Source organism: Brevundimonas sp. SORGH_AS_0993 (assembly GCF_030818545.1).
Classification (GTDB): domain Bacteria; phylum Pseudomonadota; class Alphaproteobacteria; order Caulobacterales; family Caulobacteraceae; genus Brevundimonas.
The window spans coordinates 2,884,361-2,910,682 of the sequence record NZ_JAUTAH010000001.1; the positions used below are offsets into that span (position 1 = coordinate 2,884,361).

30 protein-coding genes and 1 pseudogene are annotated in these 26,322 nt (G+C 66.9%); 11 read left to right on the forward strand and 20 right to left on the reverse strand.

The genetic code is table 11. The features are described from left to right. Position 1: 1 nt before the first annotated feature. From QE389_RS14145 to rpoD, 4 genes are all read left to right on the forward strand, one after another. The gene (locus tag QE389_RS14145; protein ID WP_307368615.1) at positions 2-133 is read left to right on the forward strand and encodes a hypothetical protein; all 132 of its coding nucleotides are present in this window, start codon (positions 2-4) and stop codon (positions 131-133) included. A gap of 8 nt (positions 134-141) precedes the next feature. After that, complete coding sequence (locus QE389_RS14150; RefSeq protein ID WP_307368618.1) at positions 142-537, forward strand: type II toxin-antitoxin system VapC family toxin; 396 nt, start codon at positions 142-144, stop codon at positions 535-537. Continuing rightward, on the forward strand, positions 534-860 hold the full coding sequence (locus tag QE389_RS14155; protein ID WP_307368621.1) for a hypothetical protein: 327 nt from the start codon (positions 534-536) through the stop codon (positions 858-860). The genes QE389_RS14150 and QE389_RS14155 overlap by 4 nt, the downstream gene beginning before the upstream one ends. Before the next feature lie 74 nt (positions 861-934). Then, the gene (gene rpoD / locus QE389_RS14160) at positions 935-2,881 is read left to right on the forward strand and encodes an RNA polymerase sigma factor RpoD (RefSeq protein WP_307368624.1); all 1,947 of its coding nucleotides are present in this window, start codon (positions 935-937) and stop codon (positions 2,879-2,881) included. 41 nt (positions 2,882-2,922) lie between these two features. On the opposite strand, the gene QE389_RS14165 is transcribed toward rpoD, so the two are convergent. Next, positions 2,923-3,186 carry a DUF2798 domain-containing protein gene (locus QE389_RS14165; protein WP_307368627.1) on the reverse strand — a complete coding sequence of 88 codons (264 nt, stop codon included), beginning with the start codon at positions 3,184-3,186 and terminating at the stop codon, positions 2,923-2,925. 279 nt (positions 3,187-3,465) lie between these two features. On the opposite strand from QE389_RS14165, the gene QE389_RS14170 reads away from it, so the two are divergent. Beyond that, on the forward strand, positions 3,466-4,212 hold the full coding sequence (locus QE389_RS14170) for an extensin family protein (RefSeq protein ID WP_307368630.1): 747 nt from the start codon (positions 3,466-3,468) through the stop codon (positions 4,210-4,212). 3 nt (positions 4,213-4,215) lie between these two features. Here QE389_RS14170 and QE389_RS14175 read toward each other — a convergent pair whose 3' ends face one another. The 4 genes from QE389_RS14175 to QE389_RS14190 form a co-directional block, all read right to left on the reverse strand. Continuing rightward, on the reverse strand, positions 4,216-4,563 hold the full coding sequence (locus tag QE389_RS14175) for a DUF1428 domain-containing protein (RefSeq protein WP_307368633.1): 348 nt from the start codon (positions 4,561-4,563) through the stop codon (positions 4,216-4,218). A gap of 27 nt (positions 4,564-4,590) precedes the next feature. Then, a complete protein-coding gene (locus QE389_RS14180) occupies positions 4,591-4,914 on the reverse strand; it encodes a VOC family protein (protein WP_307368635.1) in 324 nt (107 codons plus the stop codon). A 221-nt stretch (positions 4,915-5,135) separates the two neighbouring features. Next, positions 5,136-6,560, reverse strand: coding sequence for a metallophosphoesterase family protein (locus QE389_RS14185; RefSeq protein WP_307368637.1), 1,425 nt, complete (start codon positions 6,558-6,560; stop codon positions 5,136-5,138). Between the two features lie 122 nt (positions 6,561-6,682). Beyond that, positions 6,683-6,892 (reverse strand): flagellar basal body rod C-terminal domain-containing protein, encoded by a 210-nt coding sequence (locus QE389_RS14190; protein ID WP_307368640.1) that lies wholly within the window; start codon positions 6,890-6,892, stop codon positions 6,683-6,685. A 209-nt stretch (positions 6,893-7,101) separates the two neighbouring features. On the opposite strand from QE389_RS14190, the gene QE389_RS14195 reads away from it, so the two are divergent. The 3 genes from QE389_RS14195 (at position 7,102) to QE389_RS14205 (ending at position 10,418) form a co-directional block, all read left to right on the forward strand. Continuing rightward, positions 7,102-8,985, forward strand: coding sequence for a DEAD/DEAH box helicase (locus QE389_RS14195; protein ID WP_307368642.1), 1,884 nt, complete (start codon positions 7,102-7,104; stop codon positions 8,983-8,985). Between the two features lie 140 nt (positions 8,986-9,125). After that, the gene (locus QE389_RS14200; RefSeq protein WP_307368645.1) at positions 9,126-9,449 is read left to right on the forward strand and encodes an Mpo1-like protein; all 324 of its coding nucleotides are present in this window, start codon (positions 9,126-9,128) and stop codon (positions 9,447-9,449) included. Between the two features lie 72 nt (positions 9,450-9,521). Continuing rightward, the gene (locus QE389_RS14205; RefSeq protein WP_307368648.1) at positions 9,522-10,418 is read left to right on the forward strand and encodes a hypothetical protein; all 897 of its coding nucleotides are present in this window, start codon (positions 9,522-9,524) and stop codon (positions 10,416-10,418) included. A 77-nt stretch (positions 10,419-10,495) separates the two neighbouring features. Here QE389_RS14205 and QE389_RS14210 read toward each other — a convergent pair whose 3' ends face one another. The 5 genes from QE389_RS14210 to QE389_RS14230 all read right to left on the reverse strand — a co-directional run bounded on the left by QE389_RS14210 (position 10,496) and on the right by QE389_RS14230 (position 15,318). Further along, positions 10,496-11,068 carry a 3D domain-containing protein gene (locus QE389_RS14210; protein WP_307368650.1) on the reverse strand — a complete coding sequence of 191 codons (573 nt, stop codon included), beginning with the start codon at positions 11,066-11,068 and terminating at the stop codon, positions 10,496-10,498. Positions 11,069-11,263: 195 nt separating this feature from the next. Further along, a complete protein-coding gene (locus tag QE389_RS14215; protein WP_307368652.1) occupies positions 11,264-11,962 on the reverse strand; it encodes a hypothetical protein in 699 nt (232 codons plus the stop codon). A 64-nt stretch (positions 11,963-12,026) separates the two neighbouring features. Next, positions 12,027-13,043: a tRNA dihydrouridine(20/20a) synthase DusA gene (gene dusA, locus QE389_RS14220; RefSeq protein ID WP_307368654.1), complete on the reverse strand. Its 1,017-nt coding sequence runs from the start codon at positions 13,041-13,043 to the stop codon at positions 12,027-12,029. Between the two features lie 119 nt (positions 13,044-13,162). Next, positions 13,163-14,425 (reverse strand): dipeptidase, encoded by a 1,263-nt coding sequence (locus QE389_RS14225; RefSeq protein ID WP_307368657.1) that lies wholly within the window; start codon positions 14,423-14,425, stop codon positions 13,163-13,165. A gap of 98 nt (positions 14,426-14,523) precedes the next feature. Beyond that, positions 14,524-15,318 (reverse strand): PhoH family protein, encoded by a 795-nt coding sequence (locus QE389_RS14230; protein ID WP_307369115.1) that lies wholly within the window; start codon positions 15,316-15,318, stop codon positions 14,524-14,526. 309 nt (positions 15,319-15,627) lie between these two features. Here QE389_RS14230 and QE389_RS14235 point away from each other — a divergent pair, with 309 nt between their 5' ends. Further along, entirely contained in the window at positions 15,628-16,155 is a 528-nt protein-coding gene (locus tag QE389_RS14235) for a gamma carbonic anhydrase family protein (protein ID WP_307368660.1), read from the forward strand. Here QE389_RS14235 and QE389_RS14240 read toward each other — a convergent pair. From QE389_RS14240 to QE389_RS14255, 4 genes and pseudogenes are all read right to left on the reverse strand, one after another. Beyond that, on the reverse strand, positions 16,150-17,082 hold the full coding sequence (locus tag QE389_RS14240) for a bifunctional riboflavin kinase/FAD synthetase (protein WP_307368662.1): 933 nt from the start codon (positions 17,080-17,082) through the stop codon (positions 16,150-16,152). The two genes, QE389_RS14235 and QE389_RS14240, sit on opposite strands and share 6 nt — an antisense overlap. A 1-nt stretch (position 17,083) precedes the next feature. Continuing rightward, positions 17,084-17,545, reverse strand: coding sequence for a MaoC family dehydratase (locus QE389_RS14245; RefSeq protein WP_307368665.1), 462 nt, complete (start codon positions 17,543-17,545; stop codon positions 17,084-17,086). Between the two features lie 39 nt (positions 17,546-17,584). Further along, positions 17,585-18,455 (reverse strand): annotated as a pseudogene (locus tag QE389_RS14250) (TIGR01459 family HAD-type hydrolase). Positions 18,456-18,558: 103 nt separating this feature from the next. After that, the gene (locus QE389_RS14255) at positions 18,559-19,833 is read right to left on the reverse strand and encodes an EAL domain-containing protein (protein WP_307368668.1); all 1,275 of its coding nucleotides are present in this window, start codon (positions 19,831-19,833) and stop codon (positions 18,559-18,561) included. 110 nt (positions 19,834-19,943) lie between these two features. On the opposite strand from QE389_RS14255, the gene QE389_RS14260 reads away from it, so the two are divergent. Both QE389_RS14260 and QE389_RS14265 read left to right on the forward strand, forming a co-directional pair. Next, complete coding sequence (locus QE389_RS14260; RefSeq protein ID WP_307368671.1) at positions 19,944-20,714, forward strand: SDR family NAD(P)-dependent oxidoreductase; 771 nt, start codon at positions 19,944-19,946, stop codon at positions 20,712-20,714. Between the two features lie 157 nt (positions 20,715-20,871). After that, the gene (locus QE389_RS14265) at positions 20,872-21,762 is read left to right on the forward strand and encodes a lysophospholipid acyltransferase family protein (protein ID WP_307368674.1); all 891 of its coding nucleotides are present in this window, start codon (positions 20,872-20,874) and stop codon (positions 21,760-21,762) included. On the opposite strand, the gene QE389_RS14270 is transcribed toward QE389_RS14265, so the two are convergent. The 6 genes from QE389_RS14270 to QE389_RS14295 all read right to left on the reverse strand — a co-directional run bounded on the left by QE389_RS14270 (position 21,759) and on the right by QE389_RS14295 (position 26,322). Continuing rightward, a complete protein-coding gene (locus tag QE389_RS14270; protein ID WP_307368677.1) occupies positions 21,759-22,253 on the reverse strand; it encodes a response regulator in 495 nt (164 codons plus the stop codon). The genes QE389_RS14265 and QE389_RS14270 overlap by 4 nt on opposite strands. 71 nt (positions 22,254-22,324) lie before the next feature. After that, positions 22,325-23,188 (reverse strand): M23 family metallopeptidase, encoded by an 864-nt coding sequence (locus tag QE389_RS14275; RefSeq protein ID WP_307368680.1) that lies wholly within the window; start codon positions 23,186-23,188, stop codon positions 22,325-22,327. Beyond that, positions 23,185-23,385: a DUF2093 domain-containing protein gene (locus tag QE389_RS14280; RefSeq protein WP_307368683.1), complete on the reverse strand. Its 201-nt coding sequence runs from the start codon at positions 23,383-23,385 to the stop codon at positions 23,185-23,187. Before QE389_RS14280 ends, QE389_RS14275 begins: the two co-directional genes overlap by 4 nt. 70 nt (positions 23,386-23,455) lie before the next feature. After that, positions 23,456-24,697: a cation:proton antiporter gene (locus QE389_RS14285; RefSeq protein WP_307368686.1), complete on the reverse strand. Its 1,242-nt coding sequence runs from the start codon at positions 24,695-24,697 to the stop codon at positions 23,456-23,458. Between the two features lie 111 nt (positions 24,698-24,808). Continuing rightward, positions 24,809-25,645, reverse strand: a complete 837-nt coding sequence (locus tag QE389_RS14290) for a CoA ester lyase (protein WP_307368689.1) — start codon at positions 25,643-25,645, stop codon at positions 24,809-24,811. Further along, positions 25,645-26,322 carry an SDR family NAD(P)-dependent oxidoreductase gene (locus QE389_RS14295; RefSeq protein WP_307368692.1) on the reverse strand — a complete coding sequence of 226 codons (678 nt, stop codon included), beginning with the start codon at positions 26,320-26,322 and terminating at the stop codon, positions 25,645-25,647. Before QE389_RS14295 ends, QE389_RS14290 begins: the two co-directional genes overlap by 1 nt.

A 26,322-nucleotide genomic window follows, 5' to 3' on the forward strand; every position in this document is an offset into this window, starting at 1 on the left:
TTTGATCATCGAACAGGCCGGGCCTGCCTTGGGATCGGTCGAGCGGTTGCTCTCCGTGCTGGCGACGATGGAGCCGATCGGCGAGCGTCTCGATCCGATCGATGATCCTCAGCCTGAGCCGGTCGATCTTTGAGCGGCTATATGCTGGACACCAATGCGGTGTCGGACCTGATGTACGATCCGCTAGGTTCAGTCGGGCAGCGTATGGCCATCGTCGGCACCGGCGAAATCTGCGTCAGCCTGATTGTCGTCGCCGAGTTGAGGTTTGGTGTCGCCAAGTCTGGCTCGGCGCGTTTGGCTGCTCAGTTGGACAGGGTGCTGTCCGGCTTGGCCGTCAAGCCATGGGATGCGCCGGCCGATCAGGCCTATGGCGACATTCGCGCCGATTTGCATAAACGTGGTCAGCCTATCGGCGCCAACGATCTGCTGATCGCCGCTCATGCCTTGGCGCTCGATTGCATCCTCGTCACCGACAATGATCGCGAGTTCTCGCGCGTGGCCGGTTTGCGGGTCGAAAACTGGTTGCGGAGCGATTGAGCCTCGCGCCGCTTGACTCCGCCGCCCTGCGACGCCATCTGGCGCAATCGGGTCATTATGCCTTAGTGCGCGAGGTCGAGAAGGCGGCGGCAAAGTCCGGCGCGCCATTCCTGGCCGCAAATGCGCCCCTCGCCGAGGCAAGGGTCCGATGGTCGCAGGCGTTCGACGCTTCAACTCGCGTAGCGGCGTTGGAGGACGCCTTGGCCCATGCACGTGATGTGCCTGGGCAGGATGAGGCGTTCCGCCGGCTGAAGGCCGAGCGGGATGCGCTTCGCCGTGCGATCAAAGCCGGGACGATTTGGGAAGACAGCGCGGGCGCGTAACCTTACGCCTCGCCAGGCATTGTATTTTTCGCCGGGGCGGACTGATCACCCCTCCGGCCGGAGACAGACTGACTATGAACGCACAGACCGAGACGCAGGACGCCGAGGTTTCGAGCGACGGGCCCCTGCTCGATCTGACCGACGCCGGCGTCAAGAAGTTCATCAAACAGGCCAAGGCGCGCGGCTATGTGACGATGGAGGAGCTGAACAAGGTTCTGCCGTCCGAAGAGGTCACGCCGGACGCTATCGAAGACACCCTGGCCATGTTGTCGGAAATGGGCGTCAACGTGGTGGAGGCCGAGGAGGACGCGCAGGAGCAGCAGTCCAGCGACGTGGCCGCCGCCGCCTCGACCGGCGTAGCCGAAACGCCCGCCAAGTCCGCCTATGACCGCACCGACGATCCGGTGCGGATGTATCTGCGCGAAATGGGTTCGGTCGAACTGCTGAGCCGCGAGGGCGAAATCGCCATCGCCAAGCGGATCGAGGCCGGGCGCGACGCCATGATCTCGGGGCTGTGCGAAAGCGCCCTGACGTTCGAGGCCATCATGGTCTGGCGCGACGAGCTGGAAAACAACCGCATCCTGCTGCGGGAGGTCATCGACCTGGACGCCACCTACGGCGTGCTGAACCCTTCGTCCCTGCCGGGCGCCGCCCAGGCTGAAGGCGAGGGGGAAGAGGAAGTCGAAGAAAAGCAATCGGCTGAAGACAAGCCGGAGTCCGACGACGAGGACGACGACGACTTCGACGATGGCGGCGGCATGTCCATCTCGGCCCTGGAGGCCGAACTGCGCGACGGGGTGATGGAGGTTCTGAACGCCATCGCCGCCGACTTCGGCGCCTTCCGCCAACTGCAGGACAAGCTGGTCCAGGCGCGGCTGAAGGGCGAGGCTCTGAGCGCCAAGGACGAGAAGGCCTATCAGACGCTGACGACGGCCATTTCCGACCGTCTGAAGACGATGAAGTTGAACAACAACCGCATCGAGGCGCTGGTCGAGCAGCTTTACGCCATCAACAAGCGGTTGATCGGCCTGGAAGGCCGGCTGCTGCGCCTGGCCGACAGCTACGGCATTTCGCGGCCCGAATTCCTGAAGGCCTATTTCGGTTCCGAACTGGACCCTACCTGGACGGATCGCATCAAGGACCAGGGCGTGCGCTGGACTAAGTTCAGCGAGAACGAAGCCAGCCAGATCGCCACGATCCGCAGCGACGTCGCCGCCGTGGCGCTGGAAGCCGGTCTGCCGATCGACGACTATCGCCGCATCGTCCAGACCGTCCAGAAGGGCGAGCGCGAGGCCCGTCAGGCCAAGAAGGAGATGGTCGAGGCCAACCTGCGCCTGGTGATCTCCATCGCCAAGAAATACACCAACCGCGGCCTGCAGTTCCTGGACCTGATCCAGGAGGGCAACATCGGCCTGATGAAGGCGGTGGACAAGTTCGAGTACCGCCGCGGTTACAAGTTCTCGACCTACGCCACCTGGTGGATCCGGCAGGCGATCACCCGCTCCATCGCCGACCAGGCGCGGACCATCCGCATCCCGGTGCACATGATCGAGACGATCAACAAGATCGTCCGCACCAGCCGCCAGATGCTGCACGAGATCGGCCGCGAGCCGACCCCGGAAGAACTGGCCGAGAAGCTGGCCATGCCGCTGGAGAAGGTCCGCAAGGTCCTGAAGATCGCCAAGGAGCCGATCTCTCTCGAAACCCCCATCGGGGACGAAGAGGATTCGCACCTGGGCGACTTCATCGAGGACAAGAACGCCGTTCTGCCCATCGACGCGGCCATCCAGTCGAACCTGCGCGAGACCACGACGCGGGTTCTGGCGTCGCTGACGCCGCGTGAGGAGCGGGTTTTGCGGATGCGCTTCGGCATCGGGATGAACACCGACCACACGTTGGAAGAAGTCGGTCAGCAGTTCTCGGTGACGCGCGAACGCATTCGTCAGATCGAGGCCAAGGCGCTGAGAAAACTGAAGCACCCCAGCCGGTCTCGCAAACTGCGGTCCTTCCTGGACAGCTGATATAATCAGGGGCGGCGCCGAAAGGGCCGCCCCTTCTTCGTTCAGCTAGCCGGTTCGACCAGGGCGTCGACGATGCGGCGGACCAGCGGCAGGATCAGCAGCAGTACCGGAAAGGCGATGACCCAGGACAATCCCCAAGCCTGCATCCAGGCGCGGGGAAAGGCGGGGACGAAGCCCAGGGTCCGGGCGGTCGCGATGGCCGAGACCACGAAGGTCATGATCAACGACAGGATCAGCGGCATGACGAGCCCGGCGTAGCGGGCACGCAGGCGTCGAAATCGGATGACAGCGGGATGAGGGTGCATGTTTTGCGTCTCTCTTGATCAGGTCTTCGGCACAGGCATCCACCGGACGAACCGGCCCCGGCCGAAGACCGGGATGGATGCGTTGCCTGACGTGAGACGCTTACGGCCGCCGAGACGACGTCGCTTTCTAGAGGGATCGAGATCTCCTCGCAACAGCGGTGGCCGTCTGGTCGGTATGGAACACTGTTGACGGCGGAAATATCGGGGACCCGAAGTTGGGCGCGGATTCTCGCTGTCTCGTGATGCGGTCGCGGCGCGAATTCGATTAGCGTTCGAACGATGCGCGCCTCCGTTCGTCGTCTCTTCGTCGCTGTTGCGACCGTTCTGATCCTCAGCGGCTGCGTGCGGCGTCCACCCGAACCCCTGCGGCCCAGTCCTTATCCATCGCGCACCGCGGCGCCCCTGGTCGGGGGCTTGATCGACCGGCTCATCGACAGCGGCACACAAGGCGCCGTGGTGCGTGAGGGCGGCGACTACGGGCGATGCCTGGCTGAACTGACCGCCGCCCGAGTGCGGTTCAGCCCCGTGCCGGATCGCCAGACCACGCCGGTCTGCGGCCTGCGTCACGGCGGCGTTTTGGGTGCGGACCTGGGGACCGTGGCGCGGATGGCGCCGGGCGATGTCGAAATGACCTGCCAGACCGCCCTGGCACTGAGCATCTGGCGGCGTCAGTCGCTGGAGCCGGCCGCGCGGGAAATCCTGGGGTCGGACGTGGTCCAGATCGACCATATGGGCGCCTACGCCTGTCGCAACGTGAACAATGGCGTCGGCTCCAACCGCATCAGCGCCCACGCCCAGGCGGCGGCGTTCGATTTCTCAGGCGTGCGTCTGCGCGACGGGCGCCGCATCACCGTCCTGACCGACTGGAACGGTAGCGGGCCGGGCGGGGCGGCAGGCGGGCGGTTCATGCGCCGTATCCGCGATGACGCCTGTCGGATTTTCGGCACCACTCTCAGTCCCGACTACAACGCCGTCCACCGCGACCACCTGCATCTTGAAGCGACCAACACCCAGTTCTGTCGCTGAGGATCAGCCGTCGATCAGGGTTTCAAACCCGCCGAAGATCATCCGCTTGCCGTCGAACGGCATGTCCGCTCCGGCCAGACGCTCGTCCTGCATCATCTTCTCCCACGCGGCGTCGCGGGTCGCCTTGTCGGGCCAGGTGATCCAGCCGACTGCGACGGTTTCGCCTTCCTTCAGCGCCACGGCGCGGCGGAAGTCAGTCTGTTCGCCCTCCGGCACGTCCTCGCCCCAGGTCTCGGTGACCTTGAGGGCGCCGTGCTCCTTGAAGACGATGGTGCTGGCGCGCGAATGCTCCAGATAGGCGGCTCTGTTCTCGGTCGGCACGGCGATGACGGTGATGTCGAGGAAGCTCATGGTCGTTGTCCTGCTCTGGTTGGCTGTTCAATGGTCGCTGGTTTCAGAAGCGGAATGGGTTTCAGCGGCGATGCCGGCGGGGTCCATCCACATCACCTCCCAGATATGTCCGTCCGGGTCGGCGTAGCTGCGACCGTACATGAAGCCGTGGTCCTGGGTCGCGTTCGGGTCAGCGGTTCCACCTGCCTGTTCGGCCTTCGCGACAATGGCGTCCACGGCCTCGCGGCTGTCGTGGGACAGGCATAGAAGCATCTGGGCCGAAGCTTGGGCGTCGGGGATCTGGCGATCGGTGAAGGTCCGCCACTTGTCATGGGTCAGGATCATGACATGGATCACATCCGAAATGACCATGCAGGCGGCAGTGTCGTCGCTGAAGTTCGGATTCCTGACGGCGCCAACGGCCTAGTAGAAGGCGATTGACCGGTTCAGGTCTGTGACGGGCAGATTGATGAAGAGTAGTTGGGGCACGGCGTTCCTCCCATGGCCATGCGCCCTGAGAGACGCTCTCAGGGCACGGTCTGCTCAATGAACGCGGAGGGCTGCCTGTAGTTCGCTATGGGAGACGCAGACGATCAGTCTTTGCCGCGCGCCGTGCAGGGTCGGTTGTCCGGGCCTGCCGCGCCTTCGCAGCGACGGGTCGCCAGAAGGGTCTCCTCGGTTTCTGTCAGGCGGTTCCGATTGTCCGTCCCGCGCGTCAGGGTGAAGCCGTCATACAGGGCCCCGGTGGCCGTGAAGGCGCGGAAGGCGATGCGGTCGGCCTCTACGTCCAGCACCTGATAAAGCTCGGTGTCTTCGGCGACGCGGACAGGCTGGGCGCCCGCGCGATCGTTCAGGCCGTACATCTTGGAGCCGGTGACGGAGACCAGATAGACCGGCCCTACCGGCTGGCCTGCGGCGGACGCCGCGCGTGAGGCGGCCGCCCCCGCCTCATTCGATACGCGGGCATAGCAGTGATCATGGCCCTGAAGCACCAGATCGACGTTGTGGCGTTCAAAGACAGGCTTCCACACCGACTTCAGCGGCTCGGTGTCTTGAGGTCTGGCGCAGGTGTAGATCGGCTGGTGCATCAGGACGATGTTCCATCGCGCCTTGCTGGCCGCCAGGGTCTGATCCAGCCACGTCGTCTGAGCCTCCAGCGTGCCCATATCCAGGGCCGAGGTGCCGTCCAGAACCACGAAGCGCGCGCCCTGATAGTCGAAGAAGTATGAGGTCGCCTCGGCGCCTGCCGCGCCGTTGGCGGGCAGGGCGTGGTGGGGCCTCCAGCCTGGACCCAGTTCGCGGTTTTCGGACCCGTCGGCGGCGATCACGTCTCGATACTCGTGGTTGCCCGCGGCGACGGCCTGCGGAATCATGGCGAAGGCATATCCGCCCGCCTCGGCCCATTCGCCGTATTCGTCGTCGGCCGCCTTGGTCTCGCGCTGGGCGATCTGGTCCCCGGCGTGGACGGCCAGATCGACAGGGCCGGAGGACAGGAAGCCCTGGCGGATGACGCGAGAACCGATCTCCAGAATGTCGTTCTGGGTGTCGCCGAAATAGAGGAAGCGGAACGGCGCGGCTTCGGCCTTGGCGGTGGTGAAGGCCAGCCACTCGCTCCAGCCGTCCGCCGCGCGGACCCGGTACACATAGCGTGCGCCCGGCGTCAGGCCGGTGAAACGGACATGGTGGTGATGCGCCGCGCCGTTGTCGGTGGTCGAAGCCAGGGTTTCGCCGCTGACCGTGCGGGCGCCCAGGGCGAGGGACGGGCCAGAGATGTCCAACGCGATCTGCGCTTCGCTCGTGGTCTGGCGGGTGTCGGTGCGCCAGGCGACGGCCATCTCACGCGCGGCGTCGGCGCCGGGGAACAGCACGATGCGATCAGCCCAGCCCTTGGCGGCGTATCGGCTGTTCGGCGCTTGCACGGGTGTGGATTGGGCGTCTGCGCGGACCTGAGCCTGAGCCTGAGCCGCATTGGCCGCCAGCAAGGCGCATAAGGCCGTGGTCAAAAGTAGTTTGCGCATGACGCCCCCGTTTGTCTGATCCAGCGGCTAGGGGATGTTCACATAGGTCAGGCGACGCGACAGTGACAGATCCGCGAAACTCGCTCCGTCGGCCTGCGACTGTGCGTCGCGGAGCCTTCGCCTCAGGCCAGGACGTCCAGCAGGGTTCCGGTCATGTCGTCTGCGGTCTTGACCACGGCGGCGTTGGCGGAAAAGGCGGCCTTGGCCTGCATTCCCTCGACGGCTTCTTCAGCCAGTTTATCCAGAGGCGCGGCGGCGGTTCGGCGCGCGCTGTTCTCGAAACGCGCCTGGGCGTCCATCATTCCGGCGGCGGCGACGGGCAGACTTCGCATGGCGTTTCCTCCCTGCCAGGTTCGGTTCAGTCGCAAAAGTGCGCTTTTCAGGTCAACATCGCCTGAAGGAACAGGGTGAACGGTGTTTTCCGCCCCGCTTAGGCCTTTATCCGTGTATAGGGCGCTTCTCATTCGCCCGGCCTGAGGTCTGTCCTCGGCCGGGCGCGGTCGTTTCGGCGACCGCCCTTGTCCGTTGTTCCAGGTTTCCTATGCCCTTTCCCGCCGTCCATCCCGCGCTCGACCGCGCCCTGATCAACAAGGGCTATGCCGAACCCACTCCGGTTCAGGCCGCCGTGCTGGAGGCGGAGCATGCGGATCGCGACCTGCTGGTCTCGGCCCAGACGGGTTCGGGCAAGACCGTCGCCTTTGGTCTGGCCGCTGCGCCGACCCTGCTGGGCGACAAGCCGATCTTCGGCCCCGGCGACGCCCCTTTGTGCCTGGCCATCGCCCCGACGCGCGAACTGGCCATGCAGGTCGCGGCCGAGCTGACGTGGCTTTACGCCGACTCGGGCGCCAAGATCGCCACCTGCGTCGGCGGCATGGATGCGCGCCGTGAAGCTCGCGCTCTCAGCTTCGGCGTTCACATCGTCGTCGGCACGCCCGGCCGGCTGAAGGACCATATCAACCGGGGCAATCTGGACTTGTCGCAGCTGAAGGTCGCCGTTCTGGACGAGGCCGACGAGATGCTGGACATGGGCTTCCGCGAGGATCTGGAGCACATCCTGGACCAGGCGCCGGAGGGCCGCCGCACCCTGCTGTTCTCGGCGACAATCGCGCGCGATATCGTCACCCTGGCCAAGCGCTATCAGAAGGACGCGGTCCGCATCGACGCGACCGACAAGACGCGCCAGCACGCCGACATCGAATACCGCGCCTATCGCATCGCGCCGAACGAGATCGAACACGCGGTGGTCAACACCCTGCGCTGGTTCGAGGCGCCGCGCGCCATGGTCTTCTGCTCGACGCGGGACAGCGTGCGTCACCTGCAGTCGTCCTTGCTGGAGCGCGGCTTCTCGTCGGTGTCCCTGTCGGGCGAAATGGGTCAGCGCGAGCGCACCGACGCGCTCCAGTCGCTGCGTGATGGGCGCGCCCGCGTCTGCGTCGCCACCGACGTCGCCGCGCGCGGTCTAGACCTGCCGGACCTGGGTCTGGTCATCCACGCCGAACTGCCGATGAACCGCGCGGGCCTGCTGCACCGTTCGGGCCGGACGGGCCGGGCGGGCAAGAAGGGCGTCTCCGTGATGCTGGTCCCGCACTCGCGCCGTCGCAAGGCCGAGCGTCTGATGGACGAGGCGGGCGTCGACGCCGTCTGGTCGGGCGCGCCGACCTTCGACGAAATCCGCAAGGCGGACGAGGACCGCCTGCTGTCGCCGTCCCATTTCGAGGCCGATGTCTCGGATGAGGACATGATCGTCGCCAAGCGGATGATCGCCGAGCGCACGCCCGACGAGATCGCCGCCGCCCTGGTGCGTCTGCTGCGCAAGGAACAACCGGCGCCGGAAGAACTGTCCGATCCGGGCGCTGATCGCAGCCCCGCCAAGCGCGACCGTCTGGTCCGCAACGACGATGGCACGACGGCTCAACCCTGGCCGTGCGAGCGTCTGGGCGCCGATGACGTGGTCTGGTTCCGTCTGGACGTGGGCCGCAACAAGAACGCCGACCCCAAGTGGCTGATCCCGCTGATCTGCCGCATCGGCGGCATTTCCAAGCCCCAGATCGGCGCGATCCGCACCTTCCCCGAAGAGACGCGGTTCGAGATCGCCAAGACCCACGAAAAGGCCTTCCGCGAAGCGATCGCCGCCTCCAAGGACGAGGTGAAAATCACCCCGTCCGAGGCCCCGACGCCGGGTTCGATGAAGGCCAGCCGCTTCGCCGGCAAGCCGCGCGAGGACGGCGACCGGCCGTTCAAGAAGCCGCCGTTCAAGCGCGCCGAGGGCGGGGAGGGCGACGCCCGCCCGCCGTTCAAGAAGAAGCCCTGGGCGCCCAAGAACGACGGCGGCAAGCCGACTGGCGACAAGCCTTTCGCCAAAAAGCCGTTCAAGCCCAAGGCGGGCTTCAAGAAGGCCGGTTTCAAGGGCAAGCCCAAGAGCTGATAACGCCTTGCGTTTCCTGCCTCGCCGTCATCCTCGCCCTGGGGCGAGGATGACGGTGTTGGATAGCGGCGCGCGGGGGGACTTGTGGGTTCGCAGCGGCGCCGCTTGCCACCCGCCAAATCCCGGCGCAACCTGCGGCCATGAGCACGCCGTCTCTACCCCAGGATCGATACGCCTCGTTCCAGGCCTTCTACCCCTACTATATCCACGAGCATTCCAATCGGACCTGCCGGCGCATCCATGTGGTCGGGACGGGGCTGGTGATCGCGGCCTTCGTTCTCTTTCTGGTCACGCGGAATCCGTGGTGGCTCTTGGCCATGCCCCTGGTCGGCTACGGATTCGCCTGGGTGGGGCATTTCTTCTTCGAGAAGAACCGGCCGGCGACTTTCAAGTATCCGCTGTGGAGCCTGATGGGCGATTTTCGACTGTTCTTCGAGACGGTGTCGGGCCGCCGTCGCTTCTGACGCCAACAGCTTCATCTTGCAGTCGAATGGCGTATGGTTCGGGCGCGGCAGGACGCCGCAGGGAGGGAGCCCATGAGATCAATCGCCATCGTAACGGCTGCGGCGCTGCTGCTGACGCCGAGTGTCAGTTTCGCCCAGAAATCGGCGGTCCGGAACGGGCCGGATTTCACCCTGAACCCCAATTACGGCTCGACGCACCTGTCCAGCGGCTTCACGCCCGACCCCTTCACCAAGCCGATCCGCGCGGGCGGCAGCACCCAGGCGTCGCAGGTCCGTTCGGATTGCGAGGGTGCGGTCAGTTCGGCGCCGGATTTCCAGCTGTTCTACGAGGCCGGCTCTCTGGACCTGACCTTCTCGGTCGCGGCGTCGGAGGACACGACCCTGCTGATCAACACCCCGGGCGGCCGGTGGCTGTGCGACGACGACAGCGGCGGCGACCTTGACCCCAAGATCACGGTCAATTCGCCCGAGAGCGGCCGCTACGACGTCTGGGTGGGCGCCTACAATAAAAGAATGGTGCAATCGACCCTGTCGATTAGCGAACTGGGGGACTCCGACGAATCAGGCGGCGGTTCGCCCGACATCGAGTTGGACCCCAACTACGGCAGTGTGAATCTGCGCGTCGGTTTCACCCCCGATCCCTATATCAAGGACATCCAGGCCGGTGGCTCGGTTTCGGCCTCCGCCGCCAAGGACGGCTGCGAGGGCAAGGTCAGCGCCGCTCCGGATTTTCAGGTCTTCTATGATGCGGGCGACGCCGATCTGACCTTCCTGGCCGAGGCGGACAGCGACACTACCCTGCTGATCAACGCCCCGAACGGTCGCTTCTACTGCGACGACGACAGCGGTGGCGGCATGAACCCCAAGATCAAGATCACCAATCCCCAGAGCGGCCGCTACGACATCTGGGTCGGAACCTACGGCGAGGACATGGTCCAGTCGAAGCTGAAAGTCACCGAGACCGACTGAAGCGGCGGCCAAGGTCAGGCATGAAGACGCCGGCGACGGGCTCCGTCGCCGGCGTTCTGCATTTCAGGACGTTGGGGCTAACGCGAGGCCGTCTGGCGCCAGGCAGGCGGACAGCCGTTGAACTCGCCCGCATCCACGATGGTCAGGGTGCGCATGTTCAGGCGACGGGCCTGGTCCATCGAGCCGCGGCCGGCGCCGGTGTAGAGGTCGATCTTCTGGCCTTTGATTGCGCCGCCGGTGTCCGAGGCGTACCAGTAGCCGTCGTGGATCGTGCCGTCGGACAGACGCATGCCGACCGTTTCGCGGATAAACAGTTTGGTGCGGCGGGGGATGACGCGCGGATCGACCGCGACGGTGCGCATGGCGATGGGACGACAACCCAGCGAATCGTTGCCCGTCGCGCCGCCGCCGCCCGCGTGGTACAGCCGGGCCGAGGCGCGCCAGTCGGGATCGCTGTCCATCAATTCCTGCTGTTCGGTGCTGAGCACCGTCGGCAGGTTGTCGGCATCGGCCGGGGAACTGACTGAAGCTGCGGGTGTTTCCACCCTGTCGGCATCCGCCGCGACAGCGACATTGTAAGGGACTGGCCCGCTCGAGATCGAGGACAGGGCGGCCCAGAACATGGCGATGGCAGCGGAAGCGCCGATCATGGATTTCGCTCGGGAGGCGCCGGCTCCCAACGCCGCCGGCGCGCGTCTTGTCGCGTTAACTTGTGGCGAAAAAGCGGCCCAATAGCCGTTTGCGACAATCGTTTCCGATTGTTTCCTGATTAAATCATTGAAAAATAAATAGTTATTATGGCGGCGGTGGTGGCTCGAACTCCCAGGCTCGAGCCGTCGACCAAGTCAGAATCGGAAGTTCAGCCCGGCCTGCACCACGGGCAGGACCTTGTATTTGTCGGCCTCGTCTTGGATTTCGCGCTCCTCGTTGTCCAGACGGGCGCGGAAGGCGGGGTCGTTCGACAGGGTCCCGCCGCGGGCGTCCAGATCCACCTTGGGCTTGTCGCCGAAGGCGGCGCCAGCCAGCACGCGGAAGCCCAGCCGGCCGTTCAGGGCGAAGGTGTTGTCATAGCCCAGGCCCAGGAAGGGCGCGGTGCTGGCCAGTTCGATCTTGCCTGTCAGGGCGCCGACCTGGGCTGGGGTGAAGGTTGCGCCGCCGATATCGACGCTGCTGGTCGGCGTAGCGTCCAGATCGATCTTGCGCGATCCGAAATAGGCGCCCCCCCAGATCAGGAAGCCGTTGTCAAAGGGATGCAGGTCGACAAAGGCGCCCGGCGACTTGAAATCGACCTTGGCGTCGTAGTCGATGCCCTTGTAAGTCTGCTCCCGATCCCAGTTCAGGACGTCGTAACCGCCGCGCAGCACGACCTTGGGCGTGACGGCCCATTGAGCCTGAAGGCCCAGACCTGGCGTGCCGACCTGGGCGCCGACAGCGAAGCGCCCGTTGTCCTGGGCCTGCGTAGCGCAGGGAAGCAGGGCCAGGGCGGCGGCCAAGGAGGTTGCCAGCGCAGCGAGGCGAAGCGGCAGGGACGAAGGCAGGGGCATGGAAAATCCGGGACCGAAAACAGGAACTTGGTCGCACCCTGCGGGCCGGCGTCTGAAGATTGGGTTACGCCGCCTGTTCGCGCCGCGTCTCGGCGTCACGCACGGCGTCGGCGGCCCGGTCCACGACCTCCAGACCGGCGCCCGGCGCCAGAGCCTCGACCGTCAGGATGCGGCGGAAGGCCCGTGCGCCCGGCCGGCCGTGCATCAGACCCAGCATATGCCGCGTCATGGCGGGCAGGGCGACGCCCTCGGCCAGGCGCGCCGCCATATAGGGACGATAGCGCTCCAAGGCGGCGAAGGCGTCGATGTCGGCCGTCGGCTGGCCGAAGATGCGCCGGTCGGCCTGACCCAGCAGGGCCGGCTCATGATAGGCGGCGCGGCCCAACATGACCCCGTCCAGTCGCACCCCGTCGGCGGCGTTCAGATGGGCCTCGACCTCGTCTAGAGAGGCGATCCCGCCGTTGATCGAGATGTTCAGATGCGGTCGCTCGCGCTTCAGCCGACGCACCAGGGCGTAGTCCAACGGCGGCACGTCGCGGTTCTCCTTGGGCGACAGGCCCTTCAGCCAGGCCTTGCGGGCGTGGACGATGAAGGTGTCGATCCCGATCGCCGCGCTGGCGTCCACCGTGGCGAACAGGCTGACCGCCGGGTTCTGGTCGTCCACGCCGATGCGGCATTTGACGGTGGCGGGGATGTCGACCGTTTCCCGGATGGCCGCCATGCAGTCGGCGACCAGCTCGGGTTCGCGCATCAGACAGGCCCCGAAACGGCCGGACTGGACCCGGTCGGATGGGCAGCCGACGTTCAGATTGATCTCGTCATAGCCGTAGGCCGCGCCGATCCGCGCCGCCTGAGCCAACTGGGCCGGGTCCGAGCCGCCGATCTGCAGCGCTACCGGATGCTCCACCGCGTCGAACCCCAGCAGCCGCTCGGGATCGCCATGGATCACCGCTGGCGCCGTCACCATCTCGGTATAGAGCAGCGCCTGAGACGTCAGCGCCCGATGGAAGGCCCGGCAATGCCGATCTGTCCAGTCCATCATCGGGGCGACCGACAGTCTGCGGGAGCGGGGGAGGGACATAGGGCGGGGGCTCGAAGAGGGGATCAGGGTGGTTAGCGGGCCTGTTTAGGCCAAATGGGACGGATTTTCGCCCCTCGTTCCGTTCGAACCCAAGCCGAGCGCGAACCGCGCGCTTGCCGCTACTCCCGGGAGGCGGCGTAGTCCTCGGCCTGTCTCAGCAGACGCAGGGCGTTGCCGGACCAGATGGCGGCGATGTCGTCCTCGGAATAGCCTTCTGCCAGGAGCCGTTCGGTGATCCGCGGCAGGGCCGAGACGTCGTTCATGCCGTTCACGCCGCCGCCGCCGTCCCAGTCGGCGCCGACGCCGACATGGCGCGGCCCGACCACGGCTAGGGCGTGCAGTAGATGGGCGATGAAGTCTTCGAAATCCGCCTGAGCCGGTGGAATCTGGCGGTTCAGGGCGCGAAGGCGGGTCTGGTAGGCGGCGTTCTGTTCGGGCGTGCGGGCGGGGGCGGGGCCGAACGCCTGACGCAGGGCGGCCACGGCGGCGGTTCGCTCCGGCGTCTCGGGGAGGGCCTTCAGATAGGCGCCGAGGGCGTTGATCTGGATGACGCCGCCCGAGGCCGCCAGCCGGCGCAGACGCGCATCGTCGATGTTGCGCGGATGGTCATAGACGTCGCGCGGACCCGAATGGGACAGGATGATCGGCGTCGCGGAATAGGCGACCAGCTGGTCGAACACCTCGTCGGAGGCATGGGAGGCGTCCATCACCATGCCCAAACGGTTGGCCTGGGCCACCATGCGCCGCCCGGCGGGGCTGAGCCCATGCCAGCGCGGACCGGCCGGGTCGGTCGCAGAATCCGCCAGTTCGTTGTTGGCGAAATGAACCAGGCTGATCATCCGCAGACCCTGGTCGTAGAAGGCCTGGACCTGGTCCGGGCGGCCGGTCAGGGGGTAGGCGTTCTCCATGGAGATGAAGACCACCCGCCGGCCAGAGGCGGCGATGGGGGCCGCGTCGGCCGCGCGAAGGGCCAGGCCGAACTTGTCCGGGTGGTCGGTCGTCAGGGCGCGAATGGCGGCGATGCGCGCCTGGGCCACAGCCAGAGAGGCGGCGGTCTCCTCGGGCGTCAGCGGACCCTGGGCGGAATAAACCGCCCACCAGCCGCCATCCATCCCGCCTTCGACCATGCGGGGATAGTCGACTTGGGAACCGTCTTCGGTCGCGCTGTGGCGGTCCAGGATGCTCCAGCCCGGCTTGACCAGATTGGCGGGGGTGTCGAGGTGGGTGTCCAGGACCAGCAGCCGCTCATGCAGGGCGCGGGCGTCGGATGTGCTGGGCGGCGACTGGGCGTGATCTTGGGCCAGGGCCGGGGCGGCGACCAGCACGCTGAACAGGGCGCCCAGGGCGGCGGCGGAACGAAGCGGGCGGGCGGACGGGGTCATCGCGTCTGTCCTTGATCGGAACGAAAGGAGGGCCGTCAGTAGGTCCGACGGTCCTCCTCGCCACAAGGCGAAATCACTCTGCGGCGGCGACGTCGCCGTTACAGGACGCCGATCATGGAGGCGACCAGCGGGTGGCGCACGATGTCGCGCTCGGCCAGGCGCACCACGGCGATGTCGTCCACGGCCTCCAGCCGCGCCGAGATGTCGGCCAGGCCCGAGATGCCGGGCAACAGATCGGACTGCTGCGGATCGCCCGTCACCACCATGGTCGAATGCCAGCCCAGGCGGGTCAGCAGCATCTTCAGCTGGACGTAGGTGCAGTTCTGCGCCTCGTCCACCACGATGAAGGCGTTGTTCAGGGTGCGGCCGCGCATATAGCCGATGGGTGCGATCTCGATCAGGCCCTCGGCCATCAGGGCCTTGACGCGCTTCATCGAGAGCCTGTCCGACAGGGCGTCGTAGAGCGGGCGCAGATAGGGGGCCAGCTTGTCCTCCATGTCGCCGGGCAGGAAGCCGATAGATTCGCCGGCCTCGACCGCGGGGCGGCTCAGGACGATGCGGCCCACCTTGCCCGCCTCCAGCGCCTCGACCGCCTTGGCGACCGCCAGATAGGTCTTGCCGGTGCCTGCCGGTCCCAGGGCCATGACCAGGTTGTGATGGTCCATGGCGGCCATCAGCTCGGCCTGGCCGTCCGACTTGGGTTTCAGCGTCTTCAGATAGCCCTGGTCGCGGTCGTCGTTCGACGGATAGGGCGACCAGCCCGCGCGACCGCCGCCGTTCGAGGCGTGCAGCCGGCGAACTTTCGATTCCTCCATGAAGTCATGGGAATCCAGGATCCCGTGTTCACGTGTTTGACGCTTGGTTGCAGCACGCTTGGTCATGGACGCCTCCAGGGCATGAAAAAAGGCGGACCCGAACGGGTTCCGCCTTGTGTGGGCTTGGGGAGGAAAAGGTCGCGGCCTGCGCAACGGCCGCCTGGATCGACGACAGGGCTGTCCGCAACGGGATGGTCCCGCCGCCGAACAACCGAACCAGGATCCCAACGCCCCAAGCGACAGCCCCGACAATTGACCGGATCGCGCTTGATCCGGTTTCGGATTCGGGGCCGAAATGGCGACCTTCGAATCGCATCAACAGAATGATGCTAACGTGGTTAGCGTTCCGTTAAAGCCATTATTTTCCAAAGATTAGGCGGTGTCCGGATGACCCTTTACGCCTTGAAAGACAGCAAACCGCAGCATCCGCCGGAGGGCGAATACTGGGTGGCGCCGAATGCGTCGGTGATAGGGAATGTGATTCTGCACGCGAACGCCAGCGTCTGGTTCGGCGCCGTGCTGCGCGGCGACAACGATCCGATTGTGGTGGGGCCGGACAGCAACATCCAGGACGGCAGCGTCCTGCACACCGATCCCGGATCGCCCCTGACGATCGGGCGCGGCGTGACGGTGGGCCACCACGTCATGCTGCACGGCTGCAAGATCGGGGACTACAGCCTGATCGGCATCGGCTCGGTGATCCTGAACGGGGTCAAGATCGGCCGGAACTGCCTGATCGGCGCCAACACCCTGATCCCCGAGGGCAAGGTCATCCCCGACAACAGCCTGGTCATGGGCCAGCCGGGGCGGGTGGTCCGCGAACGCGATCCGTCACAGATCGCCGTGCTGCAGATGTCAGCCGACCACTATGTCCAGAACTGGAAGCGGTTCGCGGCGGGCCTTCGGCCCCTATAGGCGGGCAAGGAGGGCGCGGGCGGCGCGGGCATCGGCGTCGATCTGAGGCTTCAGGGCGTCCAGGCCGTCGAACCGTTCCTCGCCCCGCAGCCAGCCGATCAGCTGCGTGTCCAGCGTCTGGCCGTACAGAACTTCGTCGAAGTCGAACAACCAGACCTCCAGCAGCGGGGTTTCCAGCGCATACATGGGCCGGACGCCCAAGCTGGCGACGCCGTCGATCACCCGGCCGTCGGGCAGGCGGCTGCGGGTCGCATAGACGCCGTAGGCCGGGCGCATATAGTCGCCCAGCGGCACATTCGCGGTCGGCACGCCGATGGTGCGGCCGCGCTTGTCGCCATGGATCACCTCGCCTCGAATTGCGAAAGGACGGCCCAGAATGGCGGCGGCGCGGTCCATGTCTCCGGCCTTCAGCGCCTCGCGCACCGCGCTGGACGACAGTTTCAGCCCGTGGGCGTCGTCCAGACGTTCGGCGACCGAGACGGTGAAACCCAGGCGCGAGCCATAGGCCCGCAGGGCCTCGGGCGAGCCGGAGCGCCCCTTGCCGAAGGTGAAGTCGAAACCCACGGCCGCGTGGCGAATGTCCAGGCCGCTGGTCAGCACCCGCTCGGCGAAGGCAGCGTCGGTCATGCCCGCCATCTCGGCGTCGAACGGCAGCAGGTACAGGATGTCCACGCCCAACGGGGCCAGGGCCTCGGCCATCTGGTCCGGCCGCATCAGGCGAAAGGGCGCGGCCTCGGGCTGGAACCAGCGGCGCGGATGCGGGTCGAAGCTGACCACCCCCAGCGGAGCGCCCAGCCGTTCGGCGGCGTCGCGCGCGCCGGCGATGACGGCCTGGTGGCCCCGGTGCACGCCGTCGAAGGCGCCGACCGCGACCGCCGCCCCCTTCAGCGCGTCCGGCAGATCGCGCCAGTCGCGGACGACCTGCATGTCAGCGGGCCGAGGGCTTGCGTCGACGCGGCACGCGGACCACCGCCACGCCGTCCATGATCAGGGTTTCGCCGACGAAGCCTTCGCAGCTCAGCTTCACCCGCGCGCTCTCCGGCTCGATCTCGATCACGGTGATCCGGATGCGGACCACGTCGTCGATCCGCACCGGCTGGTGGAAGGCCAGGGTCTGGGAGACGTAGATGGACCCCGCGCCCGGCAGGATGGTGCCGACAACCGCCGAGCCGAAAGAGGCGCTGAGCAGGCCGTGCGCGATCCGGCCGCGATAGGCGGTCTTGGCGGCGAAAGCCTCGTCCAGATGCACGGGATTGAAGTCGTCCGACGCCTCGGCGAACAGGCGGATTCGATCCTCCGTCGCCACGACGATCTTTTCGGCCGCCATGCCGACGTGAAGTTCGTCCAGGATGTAACCACCGGACGGATGCTGCTGAACCAAATCGACCATGTCCGAGGCTTTAGCCGCCATGCGACAAAATGGCGAGCCTTACCAGTTCAGTTCCAGCGCCGCGTAGCGGGCGTAGGTGGTTTCGGCCTTCAGCAGATCGGAGGCGCGGGGCGGGATCGAGCGTCCCGTCCGTCCCCTTGGCCTGGTCGCCATGGATGCCCTGCGCGATGAACAGACAGTCCAGCCCCTGCGCGTTTGCGCCCATCACGTCGGTGACGACGCCGTCGCCGATGCACAGCACGCGCGAGCGGTCGACCGGGCGACCCAGCAGCTTTTCCGCCTCCTTCAGGGCCAGGTCGTAGATCGGTGCGAAGGGCTTGCCCGCCATGACGACCCGGCCGCCCAGCGATTCATAGAGATCGGCCAGGGAGCCCCCGCAGTAGATCAACTGGTCGCCCCGCTGCACGACGCGGTCGGGGTTGGCGCAGATCAGCTCCAGTTCTCGCCGGGCGCCCACTTCGAAGCGGGCGCGATAGTCCTCTGGCGTCTCGGTCGTATCCTCGACCGGGCCGGTGACGGAGATGAAGGCGGCCTCCTCGGCGCTGGCGGCCCGCTCCAGTCCAAGGCCGGCGTAAAGGGGCGCGTCGCGTTCGGGGCCGACGATCCAGGCCGGGCCTGGCGCGCGCTTGGCCAGTTCGGCGCGGGTGGCGTCGCCGGATGTGACGAAGGCCTTCCACGCTTCGCGCGGCACGCCCAGCCCGTCCAGTTGAGCGATCACGTCCGATGCGGGCCGCGGCGAGTTCGAGATCAGGACGACATGGCCGCCCTGGTCGTTGAACCGGGTCAGCGCCTCGCACGGGCCTGGCCAGCTTTCGCGGCCATTGTGGATCACGCCCCAGACGTCGCAGAGCAGGATGTCGTAATCGCCGGCGATGGCGCCGAGATGAGGCAGGGCATGGGGGAAGGTCATGGGGCCGTCCTTAGCCCGTCTGGAAAGATGGGAGAAGGCGGATCGACCCTGTCCTTCGTCATTCCGGGGCCGATTCTAGCGAGAAACCTCGGAAGCACCGAGACTAGCTGAACCGTCGACGCTGCTCCGCGCTGCGCAGGGTGGAGCGCAGGAAGTCGGCAGGCGGGTCTGTTTCGGCCAGGACCTGTTCCTTGATGGCGCGGGGTTCGCCGAACAGGTGGCCCTGGCCCATCGCAACATCCAGCTCCAGGATGTCGACCACCTGGCGTTCGTTCTCGACCTTTTCGGCGATCACTTCGACCCCGTAGCGGCGGGTAAGGGCGGCGAAGTCGGCGGCCTGGATGTCGGGCATGGAACGCAGGGGGGCGCCGCCGTCCAAGTCCAGCAGTTGTTCGATCATCAGGTCGGCGGCGACCTTGATGAACTTGACGTCGGACCTCTGCAGGTCGGCGAAGTCCAGGTCCAGCGTCTGCACCTTGTCCAGGGAGAAGCGGAAGCCCAGGTCCGCCAGCTTGGCCATGTTGCGGGCCTCGACAGCGCCGCGCGCATCGAACGTCGCCTGGCCCAGTTCGAAGATCAGGGCCTGGTTCAGGTCACGGTTTTCGCTGAGGAAATCCAGGAATTTGGGGAAGAAGGTCTCGTCGCCCAGAGAAGTCAGCGCCACGTTGCAGAAGACCCCGACCTTGCGGTCCTGACGCGCTAGACGCCGCACAATCTGGGCGCAGCGGAACAGCAACAGATTGTCGATGGCCGGCACCAACCCCTCGCCCTCGGCCAGGGACAGATATTCCGCCGGCATCATGACCCGATCGGTGGAGTCCCGCAGGCGCGTGAAGCTCTCGTAGAACAGGGTCCGGCGCTGGGGCAGGGAGACGACGGGCTGCAGATACAGATCGACGCGCCCTTCGCTGAGGGCCTCGTGAATGGTGCGCAGCAGCAGGGTGGACTGGGCCTGGCGCCGACCCTCGAAGGTTTCGACCCCCGCAGGCGCGGCGGCGGCAAGGCGGGCGTCGATGCTGTCGCTCATCTGTTGGACAAGGCTCTCGAGCATCCGGACCTCGCCGGTCAGGGCGTCGGTGTCGGACAGGACGCCGCTTTCGATGGCGTGGGCCAGTTCGGTCAGGGCGCCCTGGGTCGATTCCATCGCATCGGCCAAAAGGCGGTGCGCCTCGCGCACATGGCCGATTTCCTTCTTGAGGGCGCGCCGTTCGGCGACGCCCGTGACGATGGCGTGGAAGGCGCCCAGCAGGCCCAGCGCGCCCAGGGCTCCCGCGACGCCGGCGCCGATCCCCAGACCCGCGCGCCACAGGAAGGCGCCCACGGTCAGGCCGAGGAACAGATAGGCGAAGTAGAGGAAGCCCGTTGTGAGGTTGCGCATCGGCTGGCGGTCGGCCACTCCCGGATGGAATCGCCTGAGTATCAGGCTATCAATGTCGTTCGGCTAGAGCGGGGAGAAGAAATATCCCCGACAAATCCAAGGGAAACGCCATGCAACTGTTCGATCTGACCGGCAAGGTCGCCATCATCACCGGCTCGTCGCGCGGAATCGGCAAGGCCATCGCCGAACGGCTGGCCGAGCATGGCGCCAGGGTGGTCATATCCTCGCGCAAGGCCGGGCCGTGCGAAGAGGTCGCCGCCGAGATCAACGGCAAATATGGAGAGGGCCGCGCCATCGCGGTTCCTGCCAACATCGCCTCCAAGGACGACTTGCAGCGGTTGGTGGACGACACCAACGCCGCTTTCGGTCAGATCGACATCCTGGTCTGCAACGCCGCGACCAACCCCTACGCCGGGCCGATGGCGGGCATCGCCGACGACCAGTTCGAGAAGATTCTCCAGAACAACGTGATCTCCAACCACTGGCTGATCCAGATGGTCGCTCCCCAGATGCTTGAGCGCAAGGACGGGGCGATCCTGGTGATCTCGTCCATCGGGGGTCTGCGGGGCAACGCCCTGATCGGCGCCTACAACATCTCCAAGGCCGCGGACATGCAACTGGTGCGCAATCTGGCGGTGGAGTGGGGACCGTCGAACGTGCGCGTCAACTGCATCGCCCCGGGCCTGGTCCAGACCGATTTCGCTAAATATCTGTGGGAGAATCCCGAGTTGCTGAAACAGGTCACGGAGCCGGCGCCGTTGAAAAGGATCGGCCAGCCCGATGAAATCGCGGGCACGGCGGTCTATCTGTGCAGCCCAGCCTCGGCCTATGTGACCGGGCAAACCCTGGTCGTGGACGGCGGATTGACGATTGCCTGGTGAAGACACGCGCACAAACGGCCCGACGGGCGATAGCGCATCCACGCGCTCAAGCAGCCCGAAGGGCGGTAGCGCCCATGACACGCGCTCAAGCAGCCCGAAGGGCGGTAGCGCCCATGACACGCGCTCAAGCAGCCCGAAGGGCGGTAGCGCAACAAAAATGACCCAGGACCTGGTCTGGCGCCTGGAGGCCGTCGGCTTCCAGGCGCTGTTCGGTTTCCTGCGCCTGCTGGGGGTCGAGCGCGCCTCGGCCCTAGGCGGGTGGCTGCTGAGGACCCTGGGGCCGCTGACCGGCACGCAGAAGACGGTGATGCGCAATCTGCGGATCGCCTTTCCCGAAATGACGCCCGAGCGTCGCGCGGCCCTGGCCCGCGAACAGTGGGACCGGACGGGACGCACCTTCGCCGAACTGGCGGTGATGGATCAACTGACGCCGGCCGGCGGGCGGGTCGAGGTGGTCGGGATGGAGCGGCTGCACGCCTTGCGCGACGGCGGTAAGCCGGCGGTGCTGATCTCGGGCCATCTGGCCAATTTCGAGGTGATGGCGGCGGTCATCATGGCTGCCGGCGTGCCGTGCCAAGTGACCTATCGCGCGGCCAACAACCCCTATGTCGACGCCCTGATCCGCAAGAGCCGGGAACGCTACGGCATCCGCCTGTTCGCGCCCAAGGGCGACGGCACGCGCGACCTGATGGCCGGAATGAAACGCGGCGATTCCATCGCCCTGCTGGTCGATCAGAAATACAATCAGGGGCCGGAGGTCCGGTTCTTCGACCAGCCGGTCAACGCCTCGCCGGGCGCGGCGCGGCTGGCGCAGAAGTTCGACACGGTGATGCTGCCGCTGTCGGTGGTGCGTCTGCCCGATGCGCGCTTTCGTGTGACGGCGCATGCGCCCATCGCCGTGCCGGACACAGGCGACAAGGCGGCCGACATTCTGGCCGGGATTCAAGCGGCCAACACCTTCGTCGAGGATCGCGTACGCGAGGCGCCGGAAGACTGGTTCTGGGTCCACAAACGCTGGCCCGACCGGGTGTACGCCGCCTTGGATTAGCGTTTCGCGTCGGAGGCGCGCCGGAAAGGCCCGCTATAGCTTTCGATGTCGCGGCGGCGGCGCGAAGGTCCGAAATAGGCGTCGGTGCGGACGAAGGGGCGTGGCTTGAAGATGGCGGCGTTGATGCGGTCCAGCACCGCCTTGGCCGTGATAGGTTTGGCCACGAACTCGGTCACGCCGGCGTCACGCGCCTCGAACACCCGGCTGGCGGCCGAATGGCTGGTCATCATGATGATCGGCAGATAGGCGTTCGGGCTGTCGGGCGCGGTGCGGACCCGCTGGGTAAAGGCCACCCCGTCCATCGGAAGCATGTTGAAGTCGATGATCGCCAGGTCGATCGGATGGCGTTTCAGAAGCGCATAGGCGGCCCCGCCGTCGGCGGCCTCGCGGATCGTGCGCACCCCGGCCGAATGCAGCAGGGCGCCGATCAGGGCGCGCATCGGCTGGCTGTCGTCCGCCAGCAGGATGTTCAGCGACACTAGGGACGACATTCAGGATTCTGCGCGGACGACCGTTGATCGGCGAGGGATGCTACGTCTCGCGTCAAAGCACAACCGCCGTTTCAGATCGGGCCGCGCGGCGCCTGGACGCCGACCATCAGCGACGGGTCCATGTTGCGGTCGCGCCATTTCATCCGCCAGCACAGATGCGGGCCGGTGGCGCGGCCGGTCATGCCGACCTGGCCCAGAGCCTGGCCCCGTTGAACGGTCTGACCCAGCAGGACGTCCAGCCGCGACTGATGCAGATAAGCGGTGATCAGACCCTGGCCGTGGTCGATCAGGGTCAGGCCGCCCTCGAAATGCATATTGGGTCGGACGAAGGCCACGCGACCGTCGGCGGGCGCGCGAATCGTGGTCCCGGCGGGCGCCGCCAGGTCGATGCCGTAGTGCGGGCGTGCCGGCGTGCCGTTCAGCACCCGCTGGGCGCCCCAGGCGCTGGAGACGCGATAGGTCTCCAGCGGCCAGATGAAGCCGTCGCGGAAATCGTCGGTCTCGGCCCGGCTGGCGAAGCCTTCGGCCTTGAGAGCGGCCTCTTGCCGGATGCGGTCCAGAAGGGCGGGGTCGCTGGGCTCCACCGTGGCGGGCGGCAGGCCGTCGATGCGGGTGGACGGAAACGCATAGGGAGCGATGTCCAATGCCTGGCGGGCTGAGCCGGCCCCGGTGCGCGCCTCGATCTCCGCGCGCGGCCCGGCGTCGCGGTCGAAACCCACCACGAACAGGCCCGAAGACGAGGCCACGGTCAGGGCCTCCCCGTCCACCAGGATCATCGCGCCCGGCGTCGTCCGCCCGAAGGCGTAACCGCCCTGACGCCAGGCGCCGTTCAGCGTCAGAGAGAGGGCGCGGCCTTGAGGAACTGCGCCGGCGGCGGCCGGCAGGGCCACGCTCGCGCCCAGGCCGCCGATCACCGCGCGACGCGACGGGATCATCCGGCGGACTTCAGTCGCTGGGCGAACTCGGCCGGGCTGGTGTAGGCCTCCTGCCGGCTGACGCTCCAGTACCGCAGGGTCTCCAGCGGGATCGGCCGCTCCGTCACCGCGCAGCGGACGAAACGGCCCGGTTTCAGGACGGCGAACTCGCCGTCTCCGTAATCCAAGGTCGCGGCGGTGTCGGCGTCCAAAGTCATGCCCGCCATCCTAATCCCCCGCGTCGGGCAGGCCAAGGCCGCAGCATGCGGCGGCGAGGGTGGCGCGGCGTCAGTGCCTCACGACTTCGGCCGCCTGTTCCCTGGCCTCGGCGCGGGCGATGCGGGCCGGATCGGGCGCGGCGCCCATCCGGTCGATCAGCTTGAACACGAACGGATGCAGGGTGATCGAGATCAGGGCCGCAGCCAGGATCAGGTCGTGGGTCTCCTGGCTCATAGCGCCCAGGGTCATGCCCAGGGCGGCCAGGATGAAACTGAACTCCCCGATCTGGGCCAGGCTGGCGGCGACGGTCAGGCTGGCCTTGCGATCCAGCTTGAACGTCGTGGTGATGGCCAGGGCCGCCAGGGTCTTGCCGACCACCACGATGGCGATGACGCCTGCGACCGCCAAGGGCGCCTTCACCAGGATCGACGGGTCGAACAGCATCCCCACCGAGACGAAGAACAGAACGGCGAAGGCGTCGCGCAGCGGCAGGGACCGCTCGGCCGCATTGTGGCCCAAGGGCGTGCCGTTCAGCACCAGCCCTGCCAGGAAGGCGCCCAGGGCGAAGGAGTGGAACAGGTAGTAGGCGATCCAGGCGATGCCCAGGGCGATGGCCAGCACGCCCAGGGTGAACAGTTCGCGCGACTTGGTGTGGGCGATCCGCACCAGCAGCCAGGGCAGGGCCTTGCCGCCGACGTACAGCATGGCCAGGACGAAGACGGCGACCTTCAGCAGGGTCCAGCCGATGTTCAACGCCAGGGCGCCGCCATCTATGGCGTGACCCGGCGGCATGATGATCATCGGCAGCATGACCAGGGCGATGACGATCACCAGATCCTCGACGATCAGCCAGCCCACGGCGATGCGGCCGATCTCGCCCTTGTTCTGCCGTCGCTCTTCCAGCGCACGCATGAGCACGACGGTGGAGGCGACCGACAGGGCGAAGCCCATCAGCAGGCCCTCAGCATCGCTCATGCCCAGGGCGAAGCGGCCCAGCGCCCAGCCCATGATGGTGGCGGCGCCGATCTGCACCAGGGCGCCGGGAATGGCGACCTTTCGCACCTGCATCAGATCCTTGGGCGAGAAATGCAGCCCGACCCCGAACATCAACAGGATGACGCCGATCTCGGCCAGCTGCGGCGCCAGTTCGGTGTCGGCGACGAAGCCGGCGGTGTGCGGCCCGACGATGATGCCGGCGACCAGATAGCCGACAAGCGGCGATAGTTTCAGCCGATTGGCCAACATGCCGAGCACGAAGGCGAGGACGAAGCCCCCGACCAGGGTGAGGATCAGGCTGTCGGCATGCGGCATCAGGGCTCCTGTCGCGGGCGAGGACTCATATTACGGTATACTATGCAGTTGGTGAGGTCGTTTCGAATTCGCAAGGCGACGCGGTGTCGCAAGGCGGACTAATCCGCGACCCTATCCGCCGTTTGCGCGGGCCAGCAGGGCCCGGGCCTGGTCCAGATGCAGCCGTTCGACCATGGTTCCGCCGACCTGTATCGCGCCCAGACCCTGGGCGTCTTCTGCGGCGAAGGCGGCCACGATGGCCTGGGCCTGGGCGATGTCTTCGGGCGTCGGCGAAAAGGCTTGGTTCGTCGCGGCGATCTGGGAGGGGTGGATCAGGCTCTTGCCGTCGAAGCCGTACAGCCGCCCCTGCGCCGCCTCGGCCGCCAGACCCTCGGCGTCGTCGATGCGGTTGAACACTCCGTCCAGCGCCAGCAGGCCGTGCGCGCGGGCGACGAGGACAATCATCGCCAGCCAAGGTTTGAACGGCTCGCGCGCCGCCGAAGCCCCGGTCCCCAGGGCCTTGCCCAGGTCGTTGACCCCCAGCATCAGTCCGTCCAGCGCGCCCCCGGCGTCGGCGATCTCGGTCAGGTTCAAGAGGGCGCGTGGCGTCTCGATCATAGCCCATAGGCGGGCGTTGTGGGGCAGGGCGGCCGACAGGGCGTGAACCGCCTCGTGCGTCTCGATCTTGGGTGCGACGATCAGGGTCGCGCCCGCCTCGGCCAGTCCTGCGGCGTCATCCGCGCACCACGGCGTGCCCAGGGCGTTGATTCGCACGCCCAGTCGCGGCGCGAAGCCGCCCTGGCGCACCGCCTCCACGGCGGCGGCGCGCGCCTCGATCTTGCGATCCGGGGCGACGGCGTCCTCCAGGTCCAGGATCGCCACGTCGCAGTCCAGGGTGCGGGCCTTCTCGATCGCGCGAGGATTGGAGGCGGGCAGGTAAAGGACGCTGCGGACGCGCTCGGTCCGCATCAGACCCGGCCCGTCACGGGCACCAGGGCGCCGGTCATCGCCCGGCTTTCCGGAGAGGCCAGGAACAGGATGACCTGGGCCAAGTCGGCCGGCGCGACCCAGGCCGCCGGATCGGCGTCGGTCATTTCCTTGCGGTTGGCGGGGGTGTCGATGATGGACGGCAGGACGGCGTTGACCGTGACCTTGGTGGACTTCAACTCCTCGGCCAGGCTCTGGGTCAGGGCGTGCACCCCCGCCTTCGACGCCCCATAGGCGCCCATGCCAGCCCCGGCCTTCAGGGCGGCGGCCGAGCCGACGTTCACGATCCTTCCCTCGGGCGAAGCCTTCAGCGCGGGCAGGGCGGCTCGGCAGGCGTTCAGCGCGGTGGTCAGGTTCAGGGCGTACATCCGGTCCCAGGCGGGCGCCGCGTCGTCCGCCGTCTGCCAGACGAAGCCGCCGGCGATGTTCAACAGGGCGTCCAGCCGGCCGAACCGGGCGATCACGGCGTCCACCACCTCTCGCGCCTGAGCGGCGTCGGTCAGATCGACGCCCCCCAACTCCAGCACGCCGTCGGGAACTGCGTGGCCCTCGGCGTGATCGATGACGGCGACCTTCAGCCCGGCCTGCAGCGCGGCGTCCAGCACCGCCTGGCCCAGCGCGCCATGACCGCCCGTGATGGCGACGACTCGTTCCGTCAT